Raw genomic sequence first — 20,881 nt, 5'->3', positions numbered from 1 at the left:
GACGGGAGCCGCCCGGGTCACTCGACCCGGGCGGCTCCTTCGTCTGCGACCTGCAGCGCGAGCTCGCAGAACATCGACTCCGCCCACGAGAACCACGGCCGCGTGAACACGGTCGGGTCGTCGACGTCGATGCTCTCGTGGATGTGGCCGGTGCCGGCATCCGTCCGAGCGATCGTCGCGAGCAGGCGGATGCGGTCGGCGGGCGTGCCCACGAGACCCTGGACGGCCAGCGCGATCGGCCAGACGCGGTGCGCGCGGGTGTGCGGGCTGCCGATGCCCTCGAGCGCCGTGCCGGAGAACCAGTGGGGGTTCGCGGGGCCGAGCATCGCCGTGCGGGTGGCTTCCCACACGGTGCGGTCGAGAACATCGGGGGCGATCAGGGGGAGCGAGAGCAGCGACGGGGTGTTGGCGTCGTCCATCACGAGGACGCCGCCGAGCCCGTCGACCTCGTACGCGTAGATCGGCGCGCCGTCCGGGCCCGGCACGATGCCGTGCGCGGTCACCGCGTCGGCGAGCTCCTCCGACAGGACGCGCGCGTCCTGCGCCAGAGCCGCGTCGTCGAGCACCTCCTCGGCGATCTCGCCCAGCGAGCGGAGAGCCTGCGCGGCGAAGAGGTTCGCGGGGACGTTGTAGCCGTACGTGCAGGCATCGTCGGAGGGGCGGAAGCCGCTCCACGTCATTCCCGTGCGGGCGACGGCCGAGCCCCGGCCCCCGCGGGCGAGCGTCTCGGTGGGGATGGCCGTGTCGCGCTCGAACCGGTACGGCGAGGAGTCGTGGTCCTGCTCGGCACGGAGCTGCGCGACGATCGCGCGCAGCACGTCGTGGACCTGCCGGTCGAGGAACGCCGTTCGGCCGGTTCGACGCCACAGCGTGTGCGCGAGCGTCACGGGGTAGCAGAGGCTGTCGACCTCGTACTTCTGCTCCCACACCTCCGGGTCGTCGCACACGTCATCGGGGTCGTAGTGCGCGCCGGTCGGGCCGTCGTTGAAAGCGTTGGCGTAGGAGTCGTGCGCGAGGAAGCCGAACTGCCGGCGCACGACCCCCTCGACGAGGTCCGCGAGCTGCGTGCTCCGATCGAGGAACCGCAGGTACGGCGTGAGCTGGGTCGTGGAGTCGCGCAACCACATCGCCGGGATGTCGCCCGTGATGACGAACACGCGGCCGGTCTCGTCGACCCCGACCGTGTCGGTGAGGGTGCGCACCAGCGCTGCCTCGACGAGGTCGCCGACGCGCGCTCCGCTCGTGCGACGCACGTCGTCCGCGGCGCAGCGGAGCAGCGTACGCGTGGCGGTGTCGGGTTCGAACGCCCTCAGCGATCCCATCCGGTGCGTCCTTCCTCGTCGGAGATGTGCACGACGACCGTCTGCCCGCCGTCGTCCCCCGGGTCATGGGTCGGGGTCGCCCACACGACGACTTCGGCGCGCACAGCCTCCGGGCGACCGGCCTTCCACGAACCGAGCTCGTCGAGTCCGAGCTCGTAGCGGAGGAGGGTTCGCCCGCCGGCGGCGAGCCGCACGCGCTGCACGGCGAGCAGGCTGCGCCGGCGCGGGCGGATGCCGAGCTCGTGGCGGCGTCCGTAGAGCGGCACGGGCAGGGAGATCTCACCGGAGGTCGTGTTCGACACCTCGGCCTCGATCGTGACGGTGCCTCCGTCGTGCAGCGACGAGGCCGGGATCGTGAGCGCCGCCGGCGCGAGGCGCACGGTGAGTCCGGTCGGGGCCCCGGTGCCGAGCAGCGCCCCGGCGGGATGGCGAGCGTCGAGATAGCCGCGCGCGGTCTCGCGGCGCTCGTCGTGGGCCACGGGGAGCACGCCGTCGGCGCGGGGGAGCGTCGCCGGGAGCAGCCCGCCGCCGCGTCCCGTCAGCAGGGCGTCGACGATCGCCGCGCCGCCGGACGTCCCGGGGAACGGGGCGACGACCACGGCGTCCGCGAGGGCGATCACGTCGTCGAGCGGACGCGGACGCCCGTCGATGACGACCGCGATCACGCGCGCGGCGCTGTCGCGGGCGGCGCGCAGCAGCGCGAGCTGTGCTTCGGGGAGCGCGAGCCGCGAGAGGTCGACGCCCTCGCCGTTCGTGGTGTCGGGAGCGGGGGCGTCGACGGCGCCGTTGTCGGCGAACTCGTCGTCGTAGCTGCGGCGGCTCGTGCCGCCCAGTACGACGAGCGCGGTGTCGGCGTCGGCGAGGGCGTCGCGCACGGCATTCATTCCTCCGTCGAGGACGTCGCGGTGACGCGACCCGCGCGCCACGCGGACGGCATCCGCTCCGAGCCTCGCGACGAGCGCCTGGTGCACGGTCGACGACGTCGGGTCGTCGGCAGGGCGCGGCGGGGTGTAGTCGCCCAGCTGCGCGTCGAGGTCGTCGGCGTTCGGGCCGATCAGCGCGACGGCTCCCGACGCGGGGAGCGGCAGGCCGCCCTGGTCGTGCACGACCACGACCGACTGCGCGGCCGCGCGGTCGACGAGCGTCGCGAACTCCCGGGCGTCGAGGGGCTCGACGTCGACGGGCACGGCGTCGTCGAGCATCCCGAGCCGCCGCTTGAGGTCGAGGACGCGGTCCGCCGCCTGGGTCACGACCTCCTCGTCGACGAGTCCCCGGTCCACCGCCTCCTCGACGTGCGTGAACGCCTCGTCCCAGAGACTGAGGTCGACGCCCGCGACGAGCGCGAGGGCCGCGGCGGACGCGGGGTCCGGGGAGCTGTCGCGCAGACGGTCGATCGCGGTGCCGTCGGCCATCACGAGGCCGCGCCACCCCCAGTCCTCGCGGAGCGTGCCGGTGAGCAGCTCGCGGTGCGCGCTGCACGGGATGCCGTCGATGTCGTTGTACGCGGCCATGAAGCCGGCCACTCCTGCGCGCACGGCGGCGTAGGCGGGGCGCAGGTGGACCTCGCCGAGCTCGCGCCGCCCGATCGGGGCTCCGGAGCCGTTCCGGCCGCCGATGCCGGCGCCCTGACCGGCGAGGTGCTTGGCCACGACCGCGATGCGATCGGCGGGGATGGGGGAGCCGGGCGCGCCGGAACCCTGCATCCCGCGCACCGTGGCGGACACGAGGAGCGCGGCCAGCGCCGGGTCCTCGCCGAAGCACTCCTCCGCGCGTCCCCAGCGCGGGTCGCGGAGCATGTCGAGCCCGGACACGAGAGCGACGTGCGCGCCGCGGGCACGTGTCTCCGCGGCCACGTGCGCGGCGAGCCGTTCGGTGAGCTCGACGTCCATGCCCGCGCCGAGCGCGAGGTTCACGGGCAGGGTCGTCGCGCCCAGGGCCATGAGTCCGTGCGGCACCTCTTCCACGAACAGCGCCGGCAGACCGGCGCCCTGGGAGACGATGTGGTCCTGCACCGCCTGGTACGCCTCGGCGCTCCGCTCGGGCGGGATGCCGTCGGCCCACCGCACCTTCGACCACGGGTCGGCTCGCAGCACGCCGTAGATCGCGCCGATGCCGCCCCAGCGGTCGACCTCGCGCCGCAGCACGTCGGTGATCCGCGGGCGGCCGTCGATCCACCGCACGGCCTCCCACCCCTTGAGACGCTGGTTGATCTGGCCGATGCGCTCCCTGAGCGGCAGCGCGGCGCTTCCCGTCATCCCTTGATCGCCCCCGAGACGAGCGCCTTCTGCATCTGCCGCTGCAGCACCGTGTACACGAGGTAGACGGGGAGCAGGGTGAGCAGCGTGCCGGCCATCAGGACACCGTAGTCGGTGCCGGCGTCGACCTTGAGCGTCGGCAGCGCGACCTGGATGGTGCGCTGCGACGTGTCGGGGCCGATGAGGATGAGCGGGTAGAGGTAGGCGTTCCAGAACGACAGGAAGTTGAGCAGCAGCACGGTCGCGATGCCGGGGATGCAGATCGGGAGGTACACCTGACGCAGCACCTGCAGGGTCGTGGCCCCGTCCATCGACGCCGCCTCCTCGAGCTCTCGCGGGATCGTGCGCATGAACGCCGTGAGGATCACGATCGACAGGGGGAGCGCCGTCGCGGGCAGCAGCAGCACCACGAACGTGCGGGTGTGGAACAGGCCGAGCGACGCGGCGAGGAGGAACGTCGGGAACAGTGCGGCGAAGGACGGGATCAGGAAGCCGAGGCTGAACACGGTCTCGATGATCCGGCCGACGCGCCCCGTCGCGCGCGCGAGGGCGAATGACGCGGGCAGCGCGAGCAGCAGCGTGAGCACGAGGGCGGCCACGGTCGTGAGCGCCGAGTTGGCCACGGCGAGGCCGAGATCCGCCTGGCGCAGGGCGGTCTCGAAGTTCGAGAAGTCCCAGGTGCTCGGGAGCGCGAGAGGCGACTCGAAGATCTCCTCGTTCGTCTTGAACGACGAGGAGATGAAGTAGTAGAAGGGGATGATCAGCACGGCGGCGTAGATCCAGGCGAGCGTGCCGCTCGTGATCGAGCCGATCCGGTCGCGGAGCGGGATGACGGTGCGTGGTGCCATGGGAGGTCTCCTTCTCCGGTCAGTGGGTCGCGCGCAGCGTGCGGCGGATCAGCCACATGCCGAGCAGGCCGAGGATGAACAGGATGACGCCGACAGCCTGGCTGTAGCCGAGGTTCGTCTCGACGAAGGCCTTGCTGTAGATCAGGTACGACAGCGTCATGGTCGAGGTGCCCGGTCCGCCCTGCGTCAGCAGCAGCACCGTCTGCGCGGAGTTGAAAAGCAACGACAGGAACTGCAGCATCGTGACGACGCCGATGAAGTCCTGCGCGATGGGCCAGTACATGCGCCACGCGACCCGCCAGTCGCCGGCGCCGTCGACGCGAGCCGCCTGCACGATCTCGGTGTCGACGCCGTCGAGACGGGCCGCGATGAGGACGGCCGAGTAGCCGATGCCGCTCCACAGCTCGACCGCGATGATCGCGCCCAGCGCCGTCGCCGGGTCGGCGAGCCAGGCGTTGCCGGCGAGACCGAGCGGGGCGAGGATGCCGTTGACCAGCCCGTCCGGGTTGAGCATGGCGTAGAACACCATGGCCGTCGCCGGCGCGGAGATGAGCGCGGGGATGAACAGCAGGTACCGCAGCACCCGGTGCCCTCGCGGTTTCTGCACGACGTAGAACGCCAGCAGGAACGCGAGCACGATCATGATCGGGAGCCCGACGACGATCTGCACGGCGGAGTTGCCGAGTGCGGCCCAGAACGTCGCGTCGGTGAAGACGGCGCGGAAGTTGTCCCATCCGGCGAAGGTCGGGGTCTCCAGCATCCCGGGCCAGTGCAGGAACGAGATGACGAAGATCGCCACCACGGGGCCGATCATGAAGACGGCGTACCAGATGAGGGCGGGCAGAGCGAAGCCGGGGAACCGTTCACGCAGCGGCGAGCGGCGCGGGCGGCCGTTCGTCGGCGCGGCGGTGACGAGCTGCTCCGTGGTCGGGGGCGGGGCGATCGCGGTCATGGTGTCCTTCCGGGGCCCTCAGGCCGCGTCGTAGGCCTTCTCGAAACGGTCGATGATCTGTTCGGCGGAGGCGTTGCCGTAGGCCATCGCGGTGGCGCGGATCATCGGCTCGAAGACGGCGTCGGGGATGAGGAGGTCGGGGAGCATGACCGGGGTGACCTGCGAGGTGGTGAGCTGCGAGGCCTGCGCGACGAGAGGGAAGTCCTCGCTCACGACGTCGGTGATGCGGCTCATGTCGCGTCCGGAACCGAGGATGAACTCGCTCGTGACCTCGGGCGTGTAGAGATTCTGGATGAACGGCTTGAGGAGGTCGAGCTTCTCGGCGCCGTTCGCGCTGATCCAGATGCCGTGGCCGTTGTAGCTCTGGATCACGGTCGGGTGCGCGACGACTCCGCCCCGTGAGGGGACGGGCCAGCCGCCGACCGTGACCTCGGCCGCGCGTTCGGCGGGCACGAGCGACAACGCCGACGACATCGCGGGGACGATCGCGGCCTTGCGCGTGTTGAACTGCGTGAGCTCGGAGTCGGACGTGTAGCCCTGCACGTTGTCAACGAACACTCCGGCGTCGCGCAGCTCGACGAAGTGCTCGACGCCGGCGATCGCGCCGGGGATCTCGGAGAGCTTCCCGGTCGAGAACGCCGTCGTCGCCTCGTCGCGCGTGAGGAAGCCCTGGAGGATCTGCAGGAACATCTTCTGCCCGCTCCAGTCGGACCCTCCGACCGTCACGGGGCCGATGCCCTTCGAGCGCAGGGCGTCGGCGACGGCGATGAGCTCGTCCGAGGTGGTGGGGATGCCGACGCCGGCCTCCTCGAGCAGGCCGGTGTTGAACGACACCGGCCAGTTCGTGCGGGTGAACGGGAACGCGCGCAGATGGCCGTCCTCGTCGGTCCACTCCTCGAGCGCCTCGGGGATGATCTTGTCGCGCAGGCCCCACTCGTCGAGGAGCTTCTCGACGGGGATCGTTGCGCCCAGGCGCGTCCACGACAGCGTCCGTCCCTGGAGGTTGACCATCGCGATGTCGGCCTCCTTGCCGGCGAGCGAGCTGGTCTCGAACACGATCGGCAGATCGGAGCCGTTCTTGAGCAGGGCGACCGGGCGATCGTGGGCTCGCGAGTAGGCGGCGACGACGTCGGAGAACACCTGGGCTCCCGAGACCGCACCGCTGAGCTGCGTGTGCACCGAGATCGAGCCGCGGGTGCTCGACATCGGCATGAGCGGACCGCAGCCGGCGAGCAGGGGGATCGCGACTCCCGTGCCGAGCACCGCACCGAGGAAGGTGCGTCTGCTGATGCCTGGGGACGTGGTGCCTGCGGTCATGAGACCTCCTGAGAGCTGCGGTGCGTCTGCGGGTTCGGGGTGCGACGCGCGCTTTGTAAAGCGGTACACGTCAACGTGCGATTAATGTATACCGCTTTACAACAGACGGTCAACACCCTAATCTCGGTGGTGATGAACGAGAAGAAGCCCGCTCGCGCCACCATCGCCGCGGTCGCCGCCCGAGCCGGGGTGTCGCCCTCGGCCGTATCGCACGTGTTCAACGGGCGTCCGAACGTGTCGGCGGCGACGGCGGAGCGCATCCGTCGCGCTGCGGATGAGCTGCACTGGCGTCCGAACTATGCGAGTCGCAAGGTCAGCGGCCGGGGAGGACGCAGCCTGGGTCTCGTGGTCGCGCGGTCGGGCGACACGTTCGAGCGCGATCCGTTCTTCATGAGACTGATCGCCGGTCTCACCGCGCCGCTCGCGGAGATCGGATGGTCGCTCGCCCTCACTCTGGTGCGGGCGGACGACGAGGAGGCGGTCTACCGTGAGTGGTGGAGCGAGCAGCGCGTCGACGCCTTCCTCCTCGTGGACGTCCGCGACGACGATCCGCGCATCGGACTCGTCCGCGAGCTCGCGGCGCCCGCCGTCCTGCTCGGCTCCCCGGTCGACGACGCCGTGCCCGCCGTGACGGTGCACGACGAGGCGGCGTACGAGGAGGTGCTCGGGCACCTGCAGGGACTCGGGCATCGCTCCATCGCCCGGGTCAGCGACTCGCCGGGACTCGTCCACGCGCGCGACCGCGACCGGCGCTTCCTCGACGCCGCTGTGGCGCGCGACATGACCCCGGTCGTGCTCCAGTGGGATGCCGCGGCAGACGATCCCGTCGCCGATCTGCTGCGCAGGTCCGGCGGGGCGACGGCGCTGCTCGTCGACAGCGAGTCGATGGCAGCGGAGATCGTCGCCCACGCGCCCGAGATCGGAGTACGGGTGCCGGAGCAGCTCTCCGTGATCGCATGGGAGGACTCGTGGGTGTCTTCGCTCGTGCGTCCGCGGCTCACCGCGCTCGACGCTCCCGTGGAGGAGAGCGCCCGCACCGCGGTCGCCCTGCTCGTGGCGCTCGTGGACGGCGAGGACGCCGCCTCCCGCACGGTATCGGCCCGGCGGCTGATCGTGCGCGACTCGAGCGGCCCCGCGCCCTCTTCCGACCTCTGAGATCTCCCGTTCCCCGTACGAAGGATGGACCCGCAGTGACCGCTCACCCCTCCCGTTCCGCCGCGCCCCGTTTCGGGGCGAACTACACGCCGTCGAAGGACTGGATGTTCCAGTGGATGGGCATCGACGCTGACGTCGTCCGCGCGGACTTCGCGGCTCTCGCCGGGTTGGGCCTCGATCACGTGCGCGTCTTCCCGCTGTGGCCGGTGCTGCAGCCGAACCGGACGCTGATCCGGCGTCAGGCGCTCGACGACATCGCCCTCGTCGCCGACATCGCCGCCGAGTTCGACCTCGACATCGCGGTGGACGTGATCCAGGGTCACATGTCGGGCTTCGACTTCGTTCCCGCGTGGCTCGTGAACTGGCACGACGGCAACATGTTCGTCGACGAGCCCGCGATCCAGGCGCAGGCGGATCTCGTGCGCGCGGTGTACGACGCGGTGCGGGATCGCCCGAACTTCCTCGGACTGACGCTCGGCAACGAGCTGAACCAGTTCCAGCCGCCGAACCCCGCGGCGATGCCCGCCGACAGCGACCAGATAGCGCATTGGCTGCGGTCGCTCCTGCAGGCGCCGGTCGACCCGGATCCGCGGCACATCATCACGCACAGCGAGAACGACCACCTCTGGTATCGCGACGAGCATCCGTTCCTGCCGGCCCACGCTGCGCGGCTCGGCGATGTGACGACCGTGCACTCCTGGATCTTCAACGGCACGGCAGCGCGGTACGGCGGCCTGTCGGCGCAGTCGGTGCGGCATGCCGAGTGGATGATCGAGCTGTCGAAGGCCTTCGCGGTCGACCCGGATCGTCAGGTCTGGCTGCAGGAGGTCGGCGCGCCGTCGATGAACCTCACCGATGACGAGATGCCCGAGTTCGCGGCACGCACCGTCGAAGCGGCGCTCACGACCGAGGGACTCTACGGCATCACGTGGTGGTGCTCGCACGACGTCTCGCGGTCGCTCGGCGACTACAAGGATCTGGAGTACTCGCTGGGTCTCCTCGACGTCGACAACACGGTCAAGCCGCTCGGCCGTCGCTTCGCCGAGCTCGTCGCCGCAGCGCGGGCCGATGCCGGTGGGCAGGTGGTCCCGCGGACGGTCGGCGTGGTGGTGGACGTGGACGAGCACGACCTCCCGGTCTCCCGTGCGGCGCTCGCCCCCGGCGGCGCGGTGTTCGAGCGGTGGCACACGATGCGCGAGCAGGGTGCGCCGGTGACCGTGGTCACCTCTCGGACCGCCGCGGACCCGACGGCGCTCGCCGCGCGCGGGATCGTGAGCGTCGAGGCTCCGCAGCGGACGTGACGCGAGAACGCCGGGCGTGAGCTCGCGGGCGCGCGGGGTCAGAACAGCGTGAGTTCGCGGGCGCGGAGGGTCAGAACGGCGCCGGTTCGCGGAGGGTCAGAACGGCGCGGGTTCGCGGAGGGTCCGGCGGCGCGAACGTCATCGTGTTCTGCGGGGCGGTCTGTCGATGTAGCTGCGGCCGGTGGGGCTCGTCCACTCGAGCACCCCGCCCGTACGCTGCTCGACGTGCCAGGGGGAGTGGTGCTTGAGCACGTGGTGCCGTCGACAGAACTCGGCGAGGTTCGTGTCGCGGGTTTCGCCTCCGGTCGACGCGGCGTGGTTGTGATCGAGGTCGCACTTGCGCGCCGCGATCCCGCATGCCGGGAACCGACAACGTCGATCCCTCGCCCGCAGATGTCGTCGCAGCTGTTCGCTCGGTCGGTAGCGGTCGACCGCGAGCATCGTGCCGGTGATCGGGTCCGTGAGCACGCGGTCCCATCCCGTCGCGGAGCCGGCGAGAAAACGCGCCGTCTCGGCGTCGATCGGCACGACTCCGTCGAGTTCGGCGGGTGGGAGGTCGGCGGGGGCGTGCTCGACGCCTCCCCTGTCGGGGAGCGGGGTCGCGGGGGACTCCTCGTGATCGTCCGACACCGTGGGATTTTCCATGAGTGTCATCACGGGCACGGTGATCTCGACGCGCGCACGGATCGCGCCGAGCGTCCCGTCGGCGGTGTCATGGCCGCTCGGGGTGCCGGTGAGGACGAGATCCGTCAGCAGGTCGGCCCGGATCTCGTCGACGGTCCGCTCGTCGTGTCCGGCCGTTGCGGCTTCATCGCTCGCGCTCTCCCGCGCGAGGCGACGGTTCTCGTCGCGCACCGCGTGCGCAGCCTGCGAGAGACGGTCGAACATGCCGTGCACCAGAACCGCCGGAGCGTGCACATGGAGATCGGCCATCGCGTCTTCGCCGTCGGTGAGCCAGACGCGCCGAGTCGAGCGTGCGTTCCGATGCCGCTCGTCGACCGACCGTTCGAGGAACCGCTCCGCGACACGACGGGCCAGCGGGCGCAGTCGGTTGGGGGACTCCTCCTCGGCGATCGGGACCATGATCGCCGAGTACGCCTCGCGGTCGGCGTCGTCGATGAGATGCGACCCGGCGTCGACGATCGCGCGAGAGTGCGCCGCACTGATCCGCCCTTCACCCTGCGCCGCCCAGACGGTCGGGAACTGCTCGACGAGCAGTGTCGCATCGGCCATGCGCCGCTCGATCGTGCGGTCGCTCACGCGCTGCACGGCCCCGAGCTCGGCTGCCACGCAGCGGATCGAATGGTCTCCGCGGTCGGGGTGATCACCCTCACGGGCGATGTCGAGAGCGAGGCGCCCGGCGATCGCCAGCAGCCCGTCGCGCGCGGCCTGCATCGCGGAGAGCGTCTGCTCGGCCGCATGCAGGGACTCGACGAGGCCGGCAAGTGCCGCCATCTGCGAGTCGGTCGCATCGATCAGTGCTGTCATGACCTGAGTCAACCACCGACCACCGACATTCGAACGAAGATTCGAACGTTGTGAGTGGAATGCCGGAACTCTCGCGCGCGGCGACGCGAAGTCAGGAAGTGCGGACCGTCCGCGACGCCCGGATAGGGTGGCCCGATGGCACGGCTCGACTGGACAGACCTCCCTCCCGGCATCCGGACCCGCGTCGAGCAGGTCGCCGGATCCGCCGTGGCCGAGACCCACTCGCAGCCCGGCGGATTCTCCGCGGGCCTCGCCTCGCGCGTGACCTTCGCCGACGGACGACGCCTCTTCGTGAAGGCCGTGCCCGCGTCCTCGCCGGGCACGTACGACCTGTACCGGCGCGAAGCCGACATCCTGCGTTCGATCCCGCGCGACCTCCCTGCCGCCCATCTCGTCGAGGCGTTCACCCATGACGACTGGGCGGTGCTCGTGATCGAGGACGTCGACGGCCGCCATCCCCGCAAGGGCTCGCGGGCCGATGCCGTCCTCGTGCTCGATGCGATCGACGCGCTCGCCGCCGTTCCTCCGCCCGCCGGACTTCCGCTGCTGGCCGACGAACTCGCCGAGGACGCGGACTCCTGGTCGCGCCTCGATGCGGCCGGGCTCCTCGCCGAGACGACCCCGTGGTGCGCCGACAACCTCGCGTTCCTTCGCGCGCACGCGGAACGCGTGGGCGACGCGGTGACGGGCGAGAGGATCGTGCACGGCGACCTGCGCCCCGACAACATCCTCATCGACGCGACCGGTCGTGCACGACTGCTCGACTGGCCGTGGGCCGCTCGGGGAGCAGGCTGGGAGGACGCACTGCTCTACCTGCTCGATCTGCGCGTCGCCGATCCCGCGGCCGACGTCGAGCCGCTCCTCGCGCATCCGGTCTTCGACGGGTCGGCCCGGAAGGATCACATATCGCTCCTCGCGGCGATCGGCGGGGGCTGGTTCGAGAAGTGCCGGTGGCCCGCGCCTCCGGGGATGACGACGCTGCGGGACTTCCAGCGGCGCGAGGCGCTCGCATCCGTCGCCTGGATCGCTCAGATGTCCGAGGGGTGAGGAAGGATCCCCGCATGGCCCACCATCATCACGCCGATTCGAGCGTCTCGACCCGCGACGACCTCGACGCGCGCATCGAGCAGTGTCGCACGCTGATCCTCGGCAGCCTCGACGGGTTCACCGATGAGCAGGCGCGCGAGATCCTCATCCCCGGGCGACCGTCGATCCTCGGCGTGGTCCGACATACCGCCTATGTCGAGGGCGTGTGGTTCGGTGAGGCGATCACCGGCCGCCCGCGCGCCGACCTCGGGCTTCCCGTCGCGACCGCCAGCTCGTGGAAGACGCGCAAGGTCGACACGATCGAATCCGTCACGGCGCACTGCCGCGAGATCCACGAGCACTCGCGATCGAACCTCGCGGATCTCGACCTCGACGACGTCGTCACCGGACGCCATCCGCGCACCGTCCTGAGCCTGTACACCCACGTGCTCGACGAGCTCGCTTGGAACACCGGGCAGCTCGACATCCTGCGCGCGCTCGCCGAGAGCCGCTGAACGCGGCCGTCGAGACGGTCACGCCCGACTACCCTGGAAGACGCTATGGCACATCTTCTGGGGGCTGAGTCCCTGCACCTCGAGTACCCGACGAGAGTCGTCTTCGACTCCGTGACCCTCGGCATCGAGGCGGGGGATCGCATCGGCATCGTCGGCCGCAACGGCGACGGCAAGTCGAGTCTGCTGGGGATGCTGGCCGGACGCAAGGAGCCCGATTCGGGGCGCGTGACAGTCCGCGGCGGGACGACGATCGGAGTCCTCGACCAGGCTGACACCCTCGACGACGACCTCACGATCGCCGAGGCGGTCGTGGGAGACACCCCCGAGCACGAGTGGGCAGGAGACGCCCGGGTCCGCGATGTGATCGAGGGGCTGCTGGCCGAACTGCCCTGGGACGCGCGCATCGGCGCCCTCAGCGGCGGGCAGCGCCGTCGCGTCTCGCTCGCGAAGCTGCTGGCGGGCGACTGGGACGTCATCGCGCTCGACGAGCCGACGAACCACCTCGACGTCGAAGCCATCACCTGGCTCGCCGGGCACCTCAAGAAGCGCTGGTCGGCGAACTCGGGCGCCCTGCTCGTCGTGACCCACGACCGCTGGTTCCTCGACGAGATCTGCACCGAGACCTGGGAGGTGCACGACCGCATCGTCGAGCCCTTCGAGGGCGGCTACGCGGCGTACATCCTGCAGCGCGTCGAGCGCGATCGCATGGCCGCGGCCACCGAGGCGAAGCGGCAGAACCTCGCGCGCAAGGAGCTCGCCTGGCTGCGCCGCGGAGCGCCGGCCCGCACGAGCAAGCCGAAGTTCCGCATCGACGCGGCCAACGAGCTCATCGCGGACGTGCCGGAGATCCGCGACACCGTCTCGCTGCAGTCTCTCGCGGTGTCGCGCCTCGGCAAGGACGTGGTCGACCTCCTCGACGTGGGCGTGGAGTACCCGACCGAGGACGGCGGCGTGAAGCGTGTGCTGTCCGACGTGGAGTGGCGCATCGCGCCCGGCGAGCGCACCGGCATCCTGGGCGTCAACGGCGCGGGCAAGTCCACCCTGCTGGGCCTCATCTCGGGCACGGTCGAGCCGACGGAGGGGCGCATCAAGCGCGGCACGACAGTCAAGGTGAAGACGCTCACGCAGCGTCTCGACGAGCTCGAGCAGCACTGGAACGCTCCGGTGCGCGTCGTGATCTCGGGCCTGCGCACCTCGTACACGATGGGCACCGGCTCCAAGGCGCAGGATCTCACTCCCGGTCAGCTGCTCGAGCGCCTCGGCTTCTCGTCGGCGCAGCTGTCCACACCCGTGAAGGATCTGTCCGGAGGGCAGCAGCGCAGACTGCAGCTCCTGCTCGTGCTGCTCGACCAGCCCAACGTGCTGATCCTCGACGAGCCCACGAACGACATGGACACCGACATGCTCGCGGCGATCGAGGATCTCCTCGACTCCTGGTCGGGCACGCTGCTCGTGGTGAGCCATGACCGGTACTTCCTCGAGCGCGTCACCGACCAGCAGTACGCGATCCTCGGCGGTCGCCTCCGGCACCTGCCCGGCGGGGTCGACGAGTACCTGCGGCTGCGTCAGTTGCAGGATGCCGCGCCCGCGGCGACCTCGGGTGCGTCGACGTCGACCGCCACGACCCCTGCCGCGCCCGCTCTCGACGGGGCCGCCCTGCGTGCCGCGCAGAAGGAGGTCTCGTCGCTCGAGCGCCGCATCCAGAAGCTCACGCAGCAGGTCGACGCGGCGAAGCACGCGCTCGCCGACCACGACCAGTCCGATTACGCCGGGCTGGGGGAGCGGATGAAGAGGATCAGCGAGCAGGAGGCGGAGATCGAGGAGCTCGAACTGCAGTGGTTCGAGCTCACCGAGCAGATCGGCTGAGCGCGACACGCCAGAGCGCTCGATTAGGTTTGGCTACCCTAAGTAGCAATCGATAGGGTCGAAGCATCCCTTCCGTCGACAGAAATGGTCATGCCGTGAATCGCCGCCTCGCCCTCGCCGCCCTCGTCTCCGCCTCCGCGCTGCTGCTCGCCTCGTGCGCCTCCGCCGACGCCACGGGAGAACCGGCGGCCGACGGCGGTGACGGCGTCACGCTCGTGCACCCGTCGATCGACGGGCTCGAGATCGACTTCGACGCGCAGCCCGAGAACATCGTCATGGACTGCTACGCGTACAGCTCGCTGCACGAATACGGCATCGAACCCGTCGCGCTGTTCGGCTACGAGTGCGACAACCCCTTCGTGATGGGCGACGCCGACATCAGCGGCATCGAGGTCGTCGGCAAGGACGGCGAGATCGACGTCGAGAAGCTCGCCGAGCTGCGACCCGACGCGATCGTCGGACAGGGCACGGCTGACGGGTGGCAGTGGTTCGACGAGGACGTGAACGCGCAGATCACCCGCGTCGCGCCGTTCGTGGCCCTGCCCGGCAGCGACACGATCGACGGCCGGATCGCCGACACCCGCGAGATCGCGGAGTTCTTCGGGGGAGACGTCGCCTCGGAGGAGATCCTCGCGTCGGACGAGGACCTCGAGGCCGCCAAGGAGGCGCTCCGGACGGCGGTGACCGACAGCGGCCTGGACATCATGCTCACGAGCCCCACCAAGGAGGTGCTCTACACCGGCGTCGGCTTCGCGCAGGCCGACCTGCTCGAGGAGCTCGGCGCGACGATCGTCGGCGCGGACGCCCCCGCGACCGGCAACCCGTGGGGTCAGGTCGCCTGGGAGGACGCGTCGACCTACCCCGCCGACATCCTGCTCGTCGAGGGCTATAACGACGACTTCTCGTTCTCGGCCGAGCTCTGGGACGCGCTGCCTGCGGTGAAGGCGGATCAGCTCGGCGCGTGGAGCTCGAAGGGTGCCATGACCGCGTCCACGTACGCGCAGTGGCTGAACGACGTCGCCGCCCTGGTCTCGGCATCGGCCGAGGTCGCCTGACCTCGCCCGTCCCCTCCTCCACCTCATCTGATGTCGCAGGTCTCGCTCGCCGAGCCGCGCCTCGACGGGGAGCGCTCCGGCGCTCCCCGTCGCTGGGTCGGCCTCATCCCGCTCCTCATCCTCTGCGCGCTCGCGCTCGCCGCGAGCATGCTGGTCGGATCACGAGCAGTGGCCCCGGCCGATGTCCTCCACGTCCTCGTGCAGCCCGATCCCGAGGACGCGATCTCGCAGACCGTCTGGTTCTCACGGGTTCCGCGCACCGTGCTCATCCTCGTCGCGGGGGCGGCGCTCGGCGTCGCGGGGGCGCTCATGCAAGCGGTCACACGCAACCCGATGACCGATCCGGGCATCCTCGGCGTCAACGCGGGGGCCTCGCTCGCCGTCGTGGTGGGACTCGCATTCTTCGCCGTGACCGACATCTCGCAGTACATGTGGTGGTCGTTCGTCGGCGCGATGCTGACGTCCGTGCTGGTCTTCGTGATCGGCAACACGGGTGCGGCGCGCGGCAATCCCGTGCGCATGACGCTCTCCGGGGTGGCCCTCGGCGCGGTGCTCTCGGGTTTCAGCTCGGCGGTGCTCCTGTCGAATTCCGAGGTGCTCGAGCGCATGCGCGGGTGGTCGGCCGGCACGACGGCATCGCAGCCGCTGGACGCGACCCTCGCGATCGTCCCGTTCATCGTCGTGGGCCTCGTGATCGCGATGCTCAGCTCCCGGTCCCTCGACGTGCTCTCCCTCGGCGAGGCCTCGGCCGTCGCGATGGGCGCCCACCCGAACCGCATCCGCCTCGTGGCGCTCCTCGCGATCGCGCTGCTCGCGGGCGGGGCGACCGCGGCCGCAGGTCCCATCGGATTCCTCGGTCTGCTCGCGCCGCACGTCGCGCGCATGATCGTCGGTCCGCACCAGGGATGGATCATGGCGTACTCGGTGCTCATCGCGCCCATCGTGCTGGGGTTCGCCGACGTGCTCGGGCGCGTCATCACGGCGGGGGAGGTGCCGGTCGGCGTCGTCACGGCGTTCATCGGCGCACCCGTGCTCATCTGGATGGTCCGGCGCTTCCGGGTCTCGGAGGTCTGACGCATGACCGATCTCGACTTCGGACGACGGATGCTGCGCGTCGGCCCCTCCGCCCGGCCGCTGCTGCTCGTCGACGCCCGCTCCCTGCGCGTCTGCACGGGACTGTGGATCGCCACCGCGGCGCTCGCGGTCTTCGCCGTGTTCTCCGGCTCCGCGCAGATCTCGTTCCTCGAGGCGATGGCGGCGCTCGTCGGCCGCGGCGACGACTACACGACGATGGTCGTCCTCGAATGGCGCGCTCCGCGCATCCTCATGGCCGTGCTCCTCGGCACCTGCCTCGCGATGAGCGGCGCGATCTTCCAGAACCTCACGGGCAATCCGCTCGGCTCACCCGATGTGATCGGCTTCCAGACCGGCTCGTACACCGGCGCCCTCGTCGTCATGCTGCTGCTCGGCGGCGGATCGGCGGCGACCATGGGCGGCGCGCTGATCGGCGGCGTCGCGACGGCGTTCCTCGTCTTCCTGCTCGCGTCTCGTCGCGGCGCCGTCCGCGGGGTGCGACTCATCATCGTCGGGATCGGCGTGAGTGCGATGCTCGCCTCGGTGAACGTGTGGATCCTGCTGAACGCCACCGTGGAGGACGCCATCATGGCGGGGCTGTGGGGCGCGGGCAACCTGTCGGGCGTCTCGTGGCCCACGGTCGCGATCACTCTGGGCGGGTCCGGGGCGTTCCTCCTCGCGGCGCTGCTGCTCAGCCGGCCCATGAGACTCATGCAGATCGGCGTGCCCTTCGCGACGGCGCTGGGGCAGAACGTCCGACTCGTGCAGGTGAGCGCGATCGTCGTGGGCGTGGGGCTCACGGCTCTCGCGACCGCGACCGTCGGACCGATCTCGTTCATCGCGCTCGCCGCGCCGCAGATCGCCCGCCGCATCGTGCGCTCCGACGGCCTCGCGCTGGGGCCGACCGCCGCGGTCGGGTCGTTGCTGCTCCTGCTCGCCGACGTCGTCGCGCAGCGGATCCACCCGGACTCGCCGCTGCCCGTCGGCATCGTGACCGTCTCGATCGGCGGACTGTACTTCCTATGGCTGCTCCTGAGAGAGGGGAAGAGAAGATGACCCGTCTGACCGTCGCGGAGGCCGCGCTCGGCTACGCCGACCGGATCGTGTGCGAAGAGGTGTCCGTCGAGATCCCCGACGGCGCGTTCACGGTGATCGTCGGGCCCAACGCGTGCGGCAAGTCGACGCTGCTGAAGAGTCTCACCCGGTTGCTTCAGCCCGCGCGGGGCAGCGTGCTGCTCGACGGGGAGAGCCTGCATCGGCTGCCGACCAAGCACGTCGCGCGCGAGGTGGGTCTGCTACCGCAGGGGCCGGTCGCGCCCGACGGCATCCGTGTGATCGATCTCGTGTCGCGGGGCCGCTATCCGCATCAGCGTCTGTTCTCGCCGTGGTCGCCCGAGGACGAGGCTGCCGTGGCGGAGGCGATGGATGCGACCGGCATCCGTCATCTGTCCGGCCGGCTCGTCGACGAGCTCTCCGGCGGTCAGCGGCAGCGCGTGTGGATGGCGGTGGCGCTCGCGCAGCAGACGCCGATCCTGCTGCTGGACGAGCCGACGACGTACCTCGATCTCAGCCACCAGGTCGAGCTGCTCGAGCTGTGCCGATCGCTGAACCTCCGCCAGGGCAACACGCTCGTCGCGGTGCTGCACGATCTGAACCAGGCCGCGCGGTACGCCGATCACATCATCGCGATGAAGGACGGTGCCGTCGTGTCGAGCGGGCGCCCGGATGAGGTGATCACCGAATCCCTCGTCGCGCACGTGTTCGGCCTGGACGCCAGGGTGATCGCCGATCCCGAGTCGGGGAGTCCGCTCGTGATCCCGCGCTGGTCGCACGGCTGAGCGAGGAATATCCTTCTCCTACCTGCGTTGGGAGATAGGGATGGAAGGCCTCGAAGTAACCGTCCTGATCGGACTCACGATCCTCGTCGGAGCACTGCTCGCACCTCGCGTGCGCCTCGCGCTCCCTCTCGTCCTCGTCATCCTCGGCCTCGCGCTCGGCTTCGTGCCGCAGCTGCGGGAGATCCAGCTGCCGCCCGAGACCGTGCTGCTGCTGTTCCTGCCGGTGATGCTGTTCTGGGAGAGTCTCACGACCTCCCTGCGGTCGATCCGCCGCGACTTCCGCTACATCCTGCCGATGAGCACACTGCTCGTCGTCGCCTCCGCGTTCGCCGTCGCGGGCATCGGTCTGCTGTTCGGGATGCCGTGGGAGACGGCGTTGATCCTCGGCGCGGCGGTCGCGCCACCCGACGCGACCGCGGTCGCGGCCCTCGGTCGTCTGCTGCCGCGGCGGATGTTCATGAAGTTGAAGGCCGAGAGCCTCACGAACGACGGCACCGCGCTCGTGCTCTACGCGATCGCCGTGTCGCTCGCGCTCGGCGGCAACATCACCCCGTGGTCCGTGACCGGGTCGGTGCTCATGTCGTACCTCGGCGGCATCGCCGCAGGTGTCGTGATCGCGATGCTCGGCTACCTGCTGCTGCGCAGCTCGTCGTCGACCGTCGTGATCAACGTGACGCTGCTGCTCATCCCGTTCTCGGCGTTCCTGCTCGCGGAGATCGTGCACGCTTCCGGCGTCCTGGCGGTGGTCGTGGCCGGTCTCATCGTGGCCTACGTGTCGCCGCGCGTGACGACAGCGTCGTCACGACGCCAGGCAGACGCGGCCTGGCCGTTCGGGGTGTTCCTGCTCAACGGCGCGCTGTTCGTGCTGATCGGCCTCGAGGTGCAGTTCGTCGCGCACGAGATCTCCGGCGCGGAGATCGGACGCCTCGTACTCATCACCCTCGCCGTGTGGGCGACGCTGCTCGTGGTGCGCTACGTCTTCCAGCTCCTGAACGTGTTCCAGCGTCCGACCGGTCCCCGACCGACGCGCGGCGCGAGAGCCCGGGCGCGCGCCGTCTCCACGGTCGCGGGCATGCGCGGCGCCGTGTCGCTCGCGATCGCGCTGTCGGTGCCCGCTTCGGCCGCGACCGGCGGCGAGATCGCCGGACGCGACGAGATCGTCTTCGTCACCGCCGGCGTCATCCTGTTGAGCCTGCTCGTCCAGGGTCCGCTGCTCCCGGCGATCGTGCGCTGGGCGCGGTTCCCCGTCGACCATGTCGAGGCCGAGGAGTACGAGCTCGCCGAGCGGACGATCTCCGGTGCGGCGCTCTCGGCTCTCGATGACCTCGCGGTCGAGCACGGCATCGGCCAGGAGGTGCGCGACCGCGTGCGCGCCGAGGGCTACCAGATGCTCGAGTTCTCGAACGCGAAGGCGCTCGCACGCGAGCAGGCTCTCGTCGACGCCGAGGCACAGGCGCTGGACGACATGCTGGCCGAACCCGATCCCCTCGGATCCGCCGGCTCGGCGGGGTCGAGCAGCATCGGGGGAGGGGATGCCGCGCCTCTGCGCACCGCGGACTCCGACGTCGCGCTCGGGATCGACGGCGACGCCTCCGACGGCACCGCGGGAGAGGTTCGGACGCTGCAGATGATCGCGACCTCGACCGATGTCGACGTCATGCAGCGCTCGCCGCTGCTGCGGCACGAGGAGCACACGCGCCTCAAGCTCGCCCTCCTGGAGCGCAAACGCGAGGTGCTGCTGGGCCTTCGCCGGTCGGGCACCGTCGACGATCTCGTGGTGCGTCGCATCTCGGCTCGACTCGATCTGGAGCAGGTGCGGCTGCAGGGCATCGAGGAGTACGACTGACGCGGCGTGACGCGCTGTGACGCTCTGTGACGCCCGATTCTCGGGTCGTCGTGCGGCCTGCCTACCGTAGTCGAGTCCCCGCACACGAAGGAACGAAACACACATGTCCCGCCGCACCACCTCCGTCCTCGCCGCGCTCGTCGCGGTCCCGCTCGTCGTCGCCCTGTCGGGCTGCGCCACCGCCTCGTCCGACGCCGGCTCCGGCGACTCCGGCTCCGCCGACGAGACCGTCAAGATCGGCGTCGTCGGCAAGGGCGACGAGCAGTGGGCGCCGTTCGTCGAGGCGGCCGCCGAGGAGGGCATCACGGTCGAGCTGGTCGACTTCGGCTCCTACGAGCAGCCGAACCCCGCGCTCACCGAGGGCGAGATCGACCTCAACCAGTTCCAGCACATCGTGTACCTCGCCGAGTACAACAACGCCTCGGGCTCCGACCTGACGCCGATCGGATCGACCGCGATCTACCCGCTGGGCCTCTACTCGAAGAAGTACGACGATGTCGACAGCATCCCGAAGGGCGAGACGGTCGCCGTCCCGGACGACGCGTCGAACCAGGCCCGCGCGCTCAACGTGCTGCAGCAGGCCGGCCTCGTCGAGCTGAAGGACGGCGGGACGCCGTACTCCGACCTCGCGCAGGTCGACACCGAGAAGTCCAAGGTCAAGGTGACGGCTCTCGAGGCCGCGCTGATCCCGACCTCGCTGCCCGATGTCGCCGCCGCGATCATCAACAACGACTTCGTGCAGGACGCGGGGCTGACCTTCGACGACGCGATCGCGCAGGACGACCCCGAGGACGCCAGCTCGCTCCCGTACGTCAACATTTTCGCCGCCCGCGCCGAGGACGCCGACAACGAGACCTACCTCAAGCTCGTCGAGATCTTCCAGACGAACGAGGACGTGCAGGCGGGACTCCAGGAGTCGTCGGGCGGCACCGCCGTGGCCCTGCAGACGCCGGTCGAAGACCTCGTCGCCTCGTTGAAGAAGGTCCAGAAGGACGCCGACGCCGAGAAGTGAGCCGGCGCGGG

Annotated in this window: 17 protein-coding genes; 11 read left to right on the top strand and 6 right to left on the bottom strand. The window is 70.4% G+C overall.

The window, feature by feature from the left end; translation table 11 throughout:
* Window positions 1-17 precede the first annotated feature (17 nt).
* Genes ACIPY8_RS11080 through ACIPY8_RS11060 form a run of 5 tightly spaced genes read right to left on the bottom strand, consistent with a single transcriptional unit; the run spans window position 18 to window position 6,694 of the window.
* Entirely contained in the window at window positions 18-1,322 is a 1,305-nt protein-coding gene (locus tag ACIPY8_RS11080; RefSeq protein WP_400818006.1) for a glycoside hydrolase family 125 protein, read from the bottom strand.
* Window positions 1,310-3,577: a glycoside hydrolase family 3 protein gene (locus tag ACIPY8_RS11075; RefSeq protein WP_400818004.1), complete on the bottom strand. Its 2,268-nt coding sequence runs from the start codon at window positions 3,575-3,577 to the stop codon at window positions 1,310-1,312. Before ACIPY8_RS11075 ends, ACIPY8_RS11080 begins: the two co-directional genes overlap by 13 nt.
* On the bottom strand, window positions 3,574-4,425 hold the full coding sequence (locus ACIPY8_RS11070) for a carbohydrate ABC transporter permease (RefSeq protein WP_400818002.1): 852 nt from the start codon (window positions 4,423-4,425) through the stop codon (window positions 3,574-3,576). The genes ACIPY8_RS11075 and ACIPY8_RS11070 overlap by 4 nt, the downstream gene beginning before the upstream one ends.
* Before the next feature lie 19 nt (window positions 4,426-4,444).
* Window positions 4,445-5,377, bottom strand: coding sequence for a carbohydrate ABC transporter permease (locus tag ACIPY8_RS11065; protein WP_400817999.1), 933 nt, complete (start codon window positions 5,375-5,377; stop codon window positions 4,445-4,447).
* Window positions 5,378-5,395: 18 nt separating this feature from the next.
* On the bottom strand, window positions 5,396-6,694 hold the full coding sequence (locus ACIPY8_RS11060) for an ABC transporter substrate-binding protein (RefSeq protein ID WP_400817997.1): 1,299 nt from the start codon (window positions 6,692-6,694) through the stop codon (window positions 5,396-5,398).
* 132 nt (window positions 6,695-6,826) lie between these two features.
* Between ACIPY8_RS11060 and ACIPY8_RS11055 the strand changes: the two genes are divergently transcribed.
* Both ACIPY8_RS11055 and ACIPY8_RS11050 read left to right on the top strand, forming a co-directional pair.
* Window positions 6,827-7,849, top strand: coding sequence for a LacI family DNA-binding transcriptional regulator (locus ACIPY8_RS11055; protein ID WP_400817995.1), 1,023 nt, complete (start codon window positions 6,827-6,829; stop codon window positions 7,847-7,849).
* Window positions 7,850-7,884: 35 nt separating this feature from the next.
* Entirely contained in the window at window positions 7,885-9,150 is a 1,266-nt protein-coding gene (locus ACIPY8_RS11050; protein ID WP_400817993.1) for a glycosyl hydrolase, read from the top strand.
* Between the two features lie 138 nt (window positions 9,151-9,288).
* Here ACIPY8_RS11050 and ACIPY8_RS11045 read toward each other — a convergent pair whose 3' ends face one another.
* A complete protein-coding gene (locus ACIPY8_RS11045) occupies window positions 9,289-10,638 on the bottom strand; it encodes a DUF222 domain-containing protein (RefSeq protein WP_400817991.1) in 1,350 nt (449 codons plus the stop codon).
* Between the two features lie 135 nt (window positions 10,639-10,773).
* Between ACIPY8_RS11045 and ACIPY8_RS11040 the strand changes: the two genes are divergently transcribed.
* From ACIPY8_RS11040 to ACIPY8_RS11000, 9 genes are all read left to right on the top strand, one after another.
* Window positions 10,774-11,685 (top strand): phosphotransferase, encoded by a 912-nt coding sequence (locus tag ACIPY8_RS11040; RefSeq protein WP_400817989.1) that lies wholly within the window; start codon window positions 10,774-10,776, stop codon window positions 11,683-11,685.
* Window positions 11,686-11,699: 14 nt separating this feature from the next.
* Window positions 11,700-12,179 (top strand): DUF664 domain-containing protein, encoded by a 480-nt coding sequence (locus ACIPY8_RS11035; protein WP_400817987.1) that lies wholly within the window; start codon window positions 11,700-11,702, stop codon window positions 12,177-12,179.
* A gap of 45 nt (window positions 12,180-12,224) precedes the next feature.
* The gene (locus ACIPY8_RS11030) at window positions 12,225-14,045 is read left to right on the top strand and encodes an ABC-F family ATP-binding cassette domain-containing protein (protein ID WP_400817985.1); all 1,821 of its coding nucleotides are present in this window, start codon (window positions 12,225-12,227) and stop codon (window positions 14,043-14,045) included.
* A 95-nt stretch (window positions 14,046-14,140) separates the two neighbouring features.
* Entirely contained in the window at window positions 14,141-15,100 is a 960-nt protein-coding gene (locus tag ACIPY8_RS11025; RefSeq protein ID WP_400817983.1) for an ABC transporter substrate-binding protein, read from the top strand.
* A gap of 30 nt (window positions 15,101-15,130) precedes the next feature.
* On the top strand, window positions 15,131-16,174 hold the full coding sequence (locus ACIPY8_RS11020; protein ID WP_400817981.1) for a FecCD family ABC transporter permease: 1,044 nt from the start codon (window positions 15,131-15,133) through the stop codon (window positions 16,172-16,174).
* A 3-nt stretch (window positions 16,175-16,177) separates the two neighbouring features.
* Complete coding sequence (locus ACIPY8_RS11015; RefSeq protein WP_400817979.1) at window positions 16,178-17,230, top strand: FecCD family ABC transporter permease; 1,053 nt, start codon at window positions 16,178-16,180, stop codon at window positions 17,228-17,230.
* A complete protein-coding gene (locus ACIPY8_RS11010) occupies window positions 17,227-18,012 on the top strand; it encodes an ABC transporter ATP-binding protein (RefSeq protein WP_400817977.1) in 786 nt (261 codons plus the stop codon). Before ACIPY8_RS11015 ends, ACIPY8_RS11010 begins: the two co-directional genes overlap by 4 nt.
* Before the next feature lie 40 nt (window positions 18,013-18,052).
* Entirely contained in the window at window positions 18,053-19,858 is a 1,806-nt protein-coding gene (locus ACIPY8_RS11005; protein WP_400817975.1) for a Na+/H+ antiporter, read from the top strand.
* Between the two features lie 103 nt (window positions 19,859-19,961).
* Window positions 19,962-20,870: a MetQ/NlpA family ABC transporter substrate-binding protein gene (locus ACIPY8_RS11000; protein ID WP_400817973.1), complete on the top strand. Its 909-nt coding sequence runs from the start codon at window positions 19,962-19,964 to the stop codon at window positions 20,868-20,870.
* Window positions 20,871-20,881: the final 11 nt, after the last annotated feature.

This window comes from Microbacterium sp. NPDC089696, assembly GCF_044749125.1.
Classification (GTDB): Bacteria; Actinomycetota; Actinomycetes; order Actinomycetales; family Microbacteriaceae; genus Microbacterium.
Note: the sequence above shows the minus strand (reverse complement) of the source record. Positions and strands in the feature narration are given on the sequence as shown.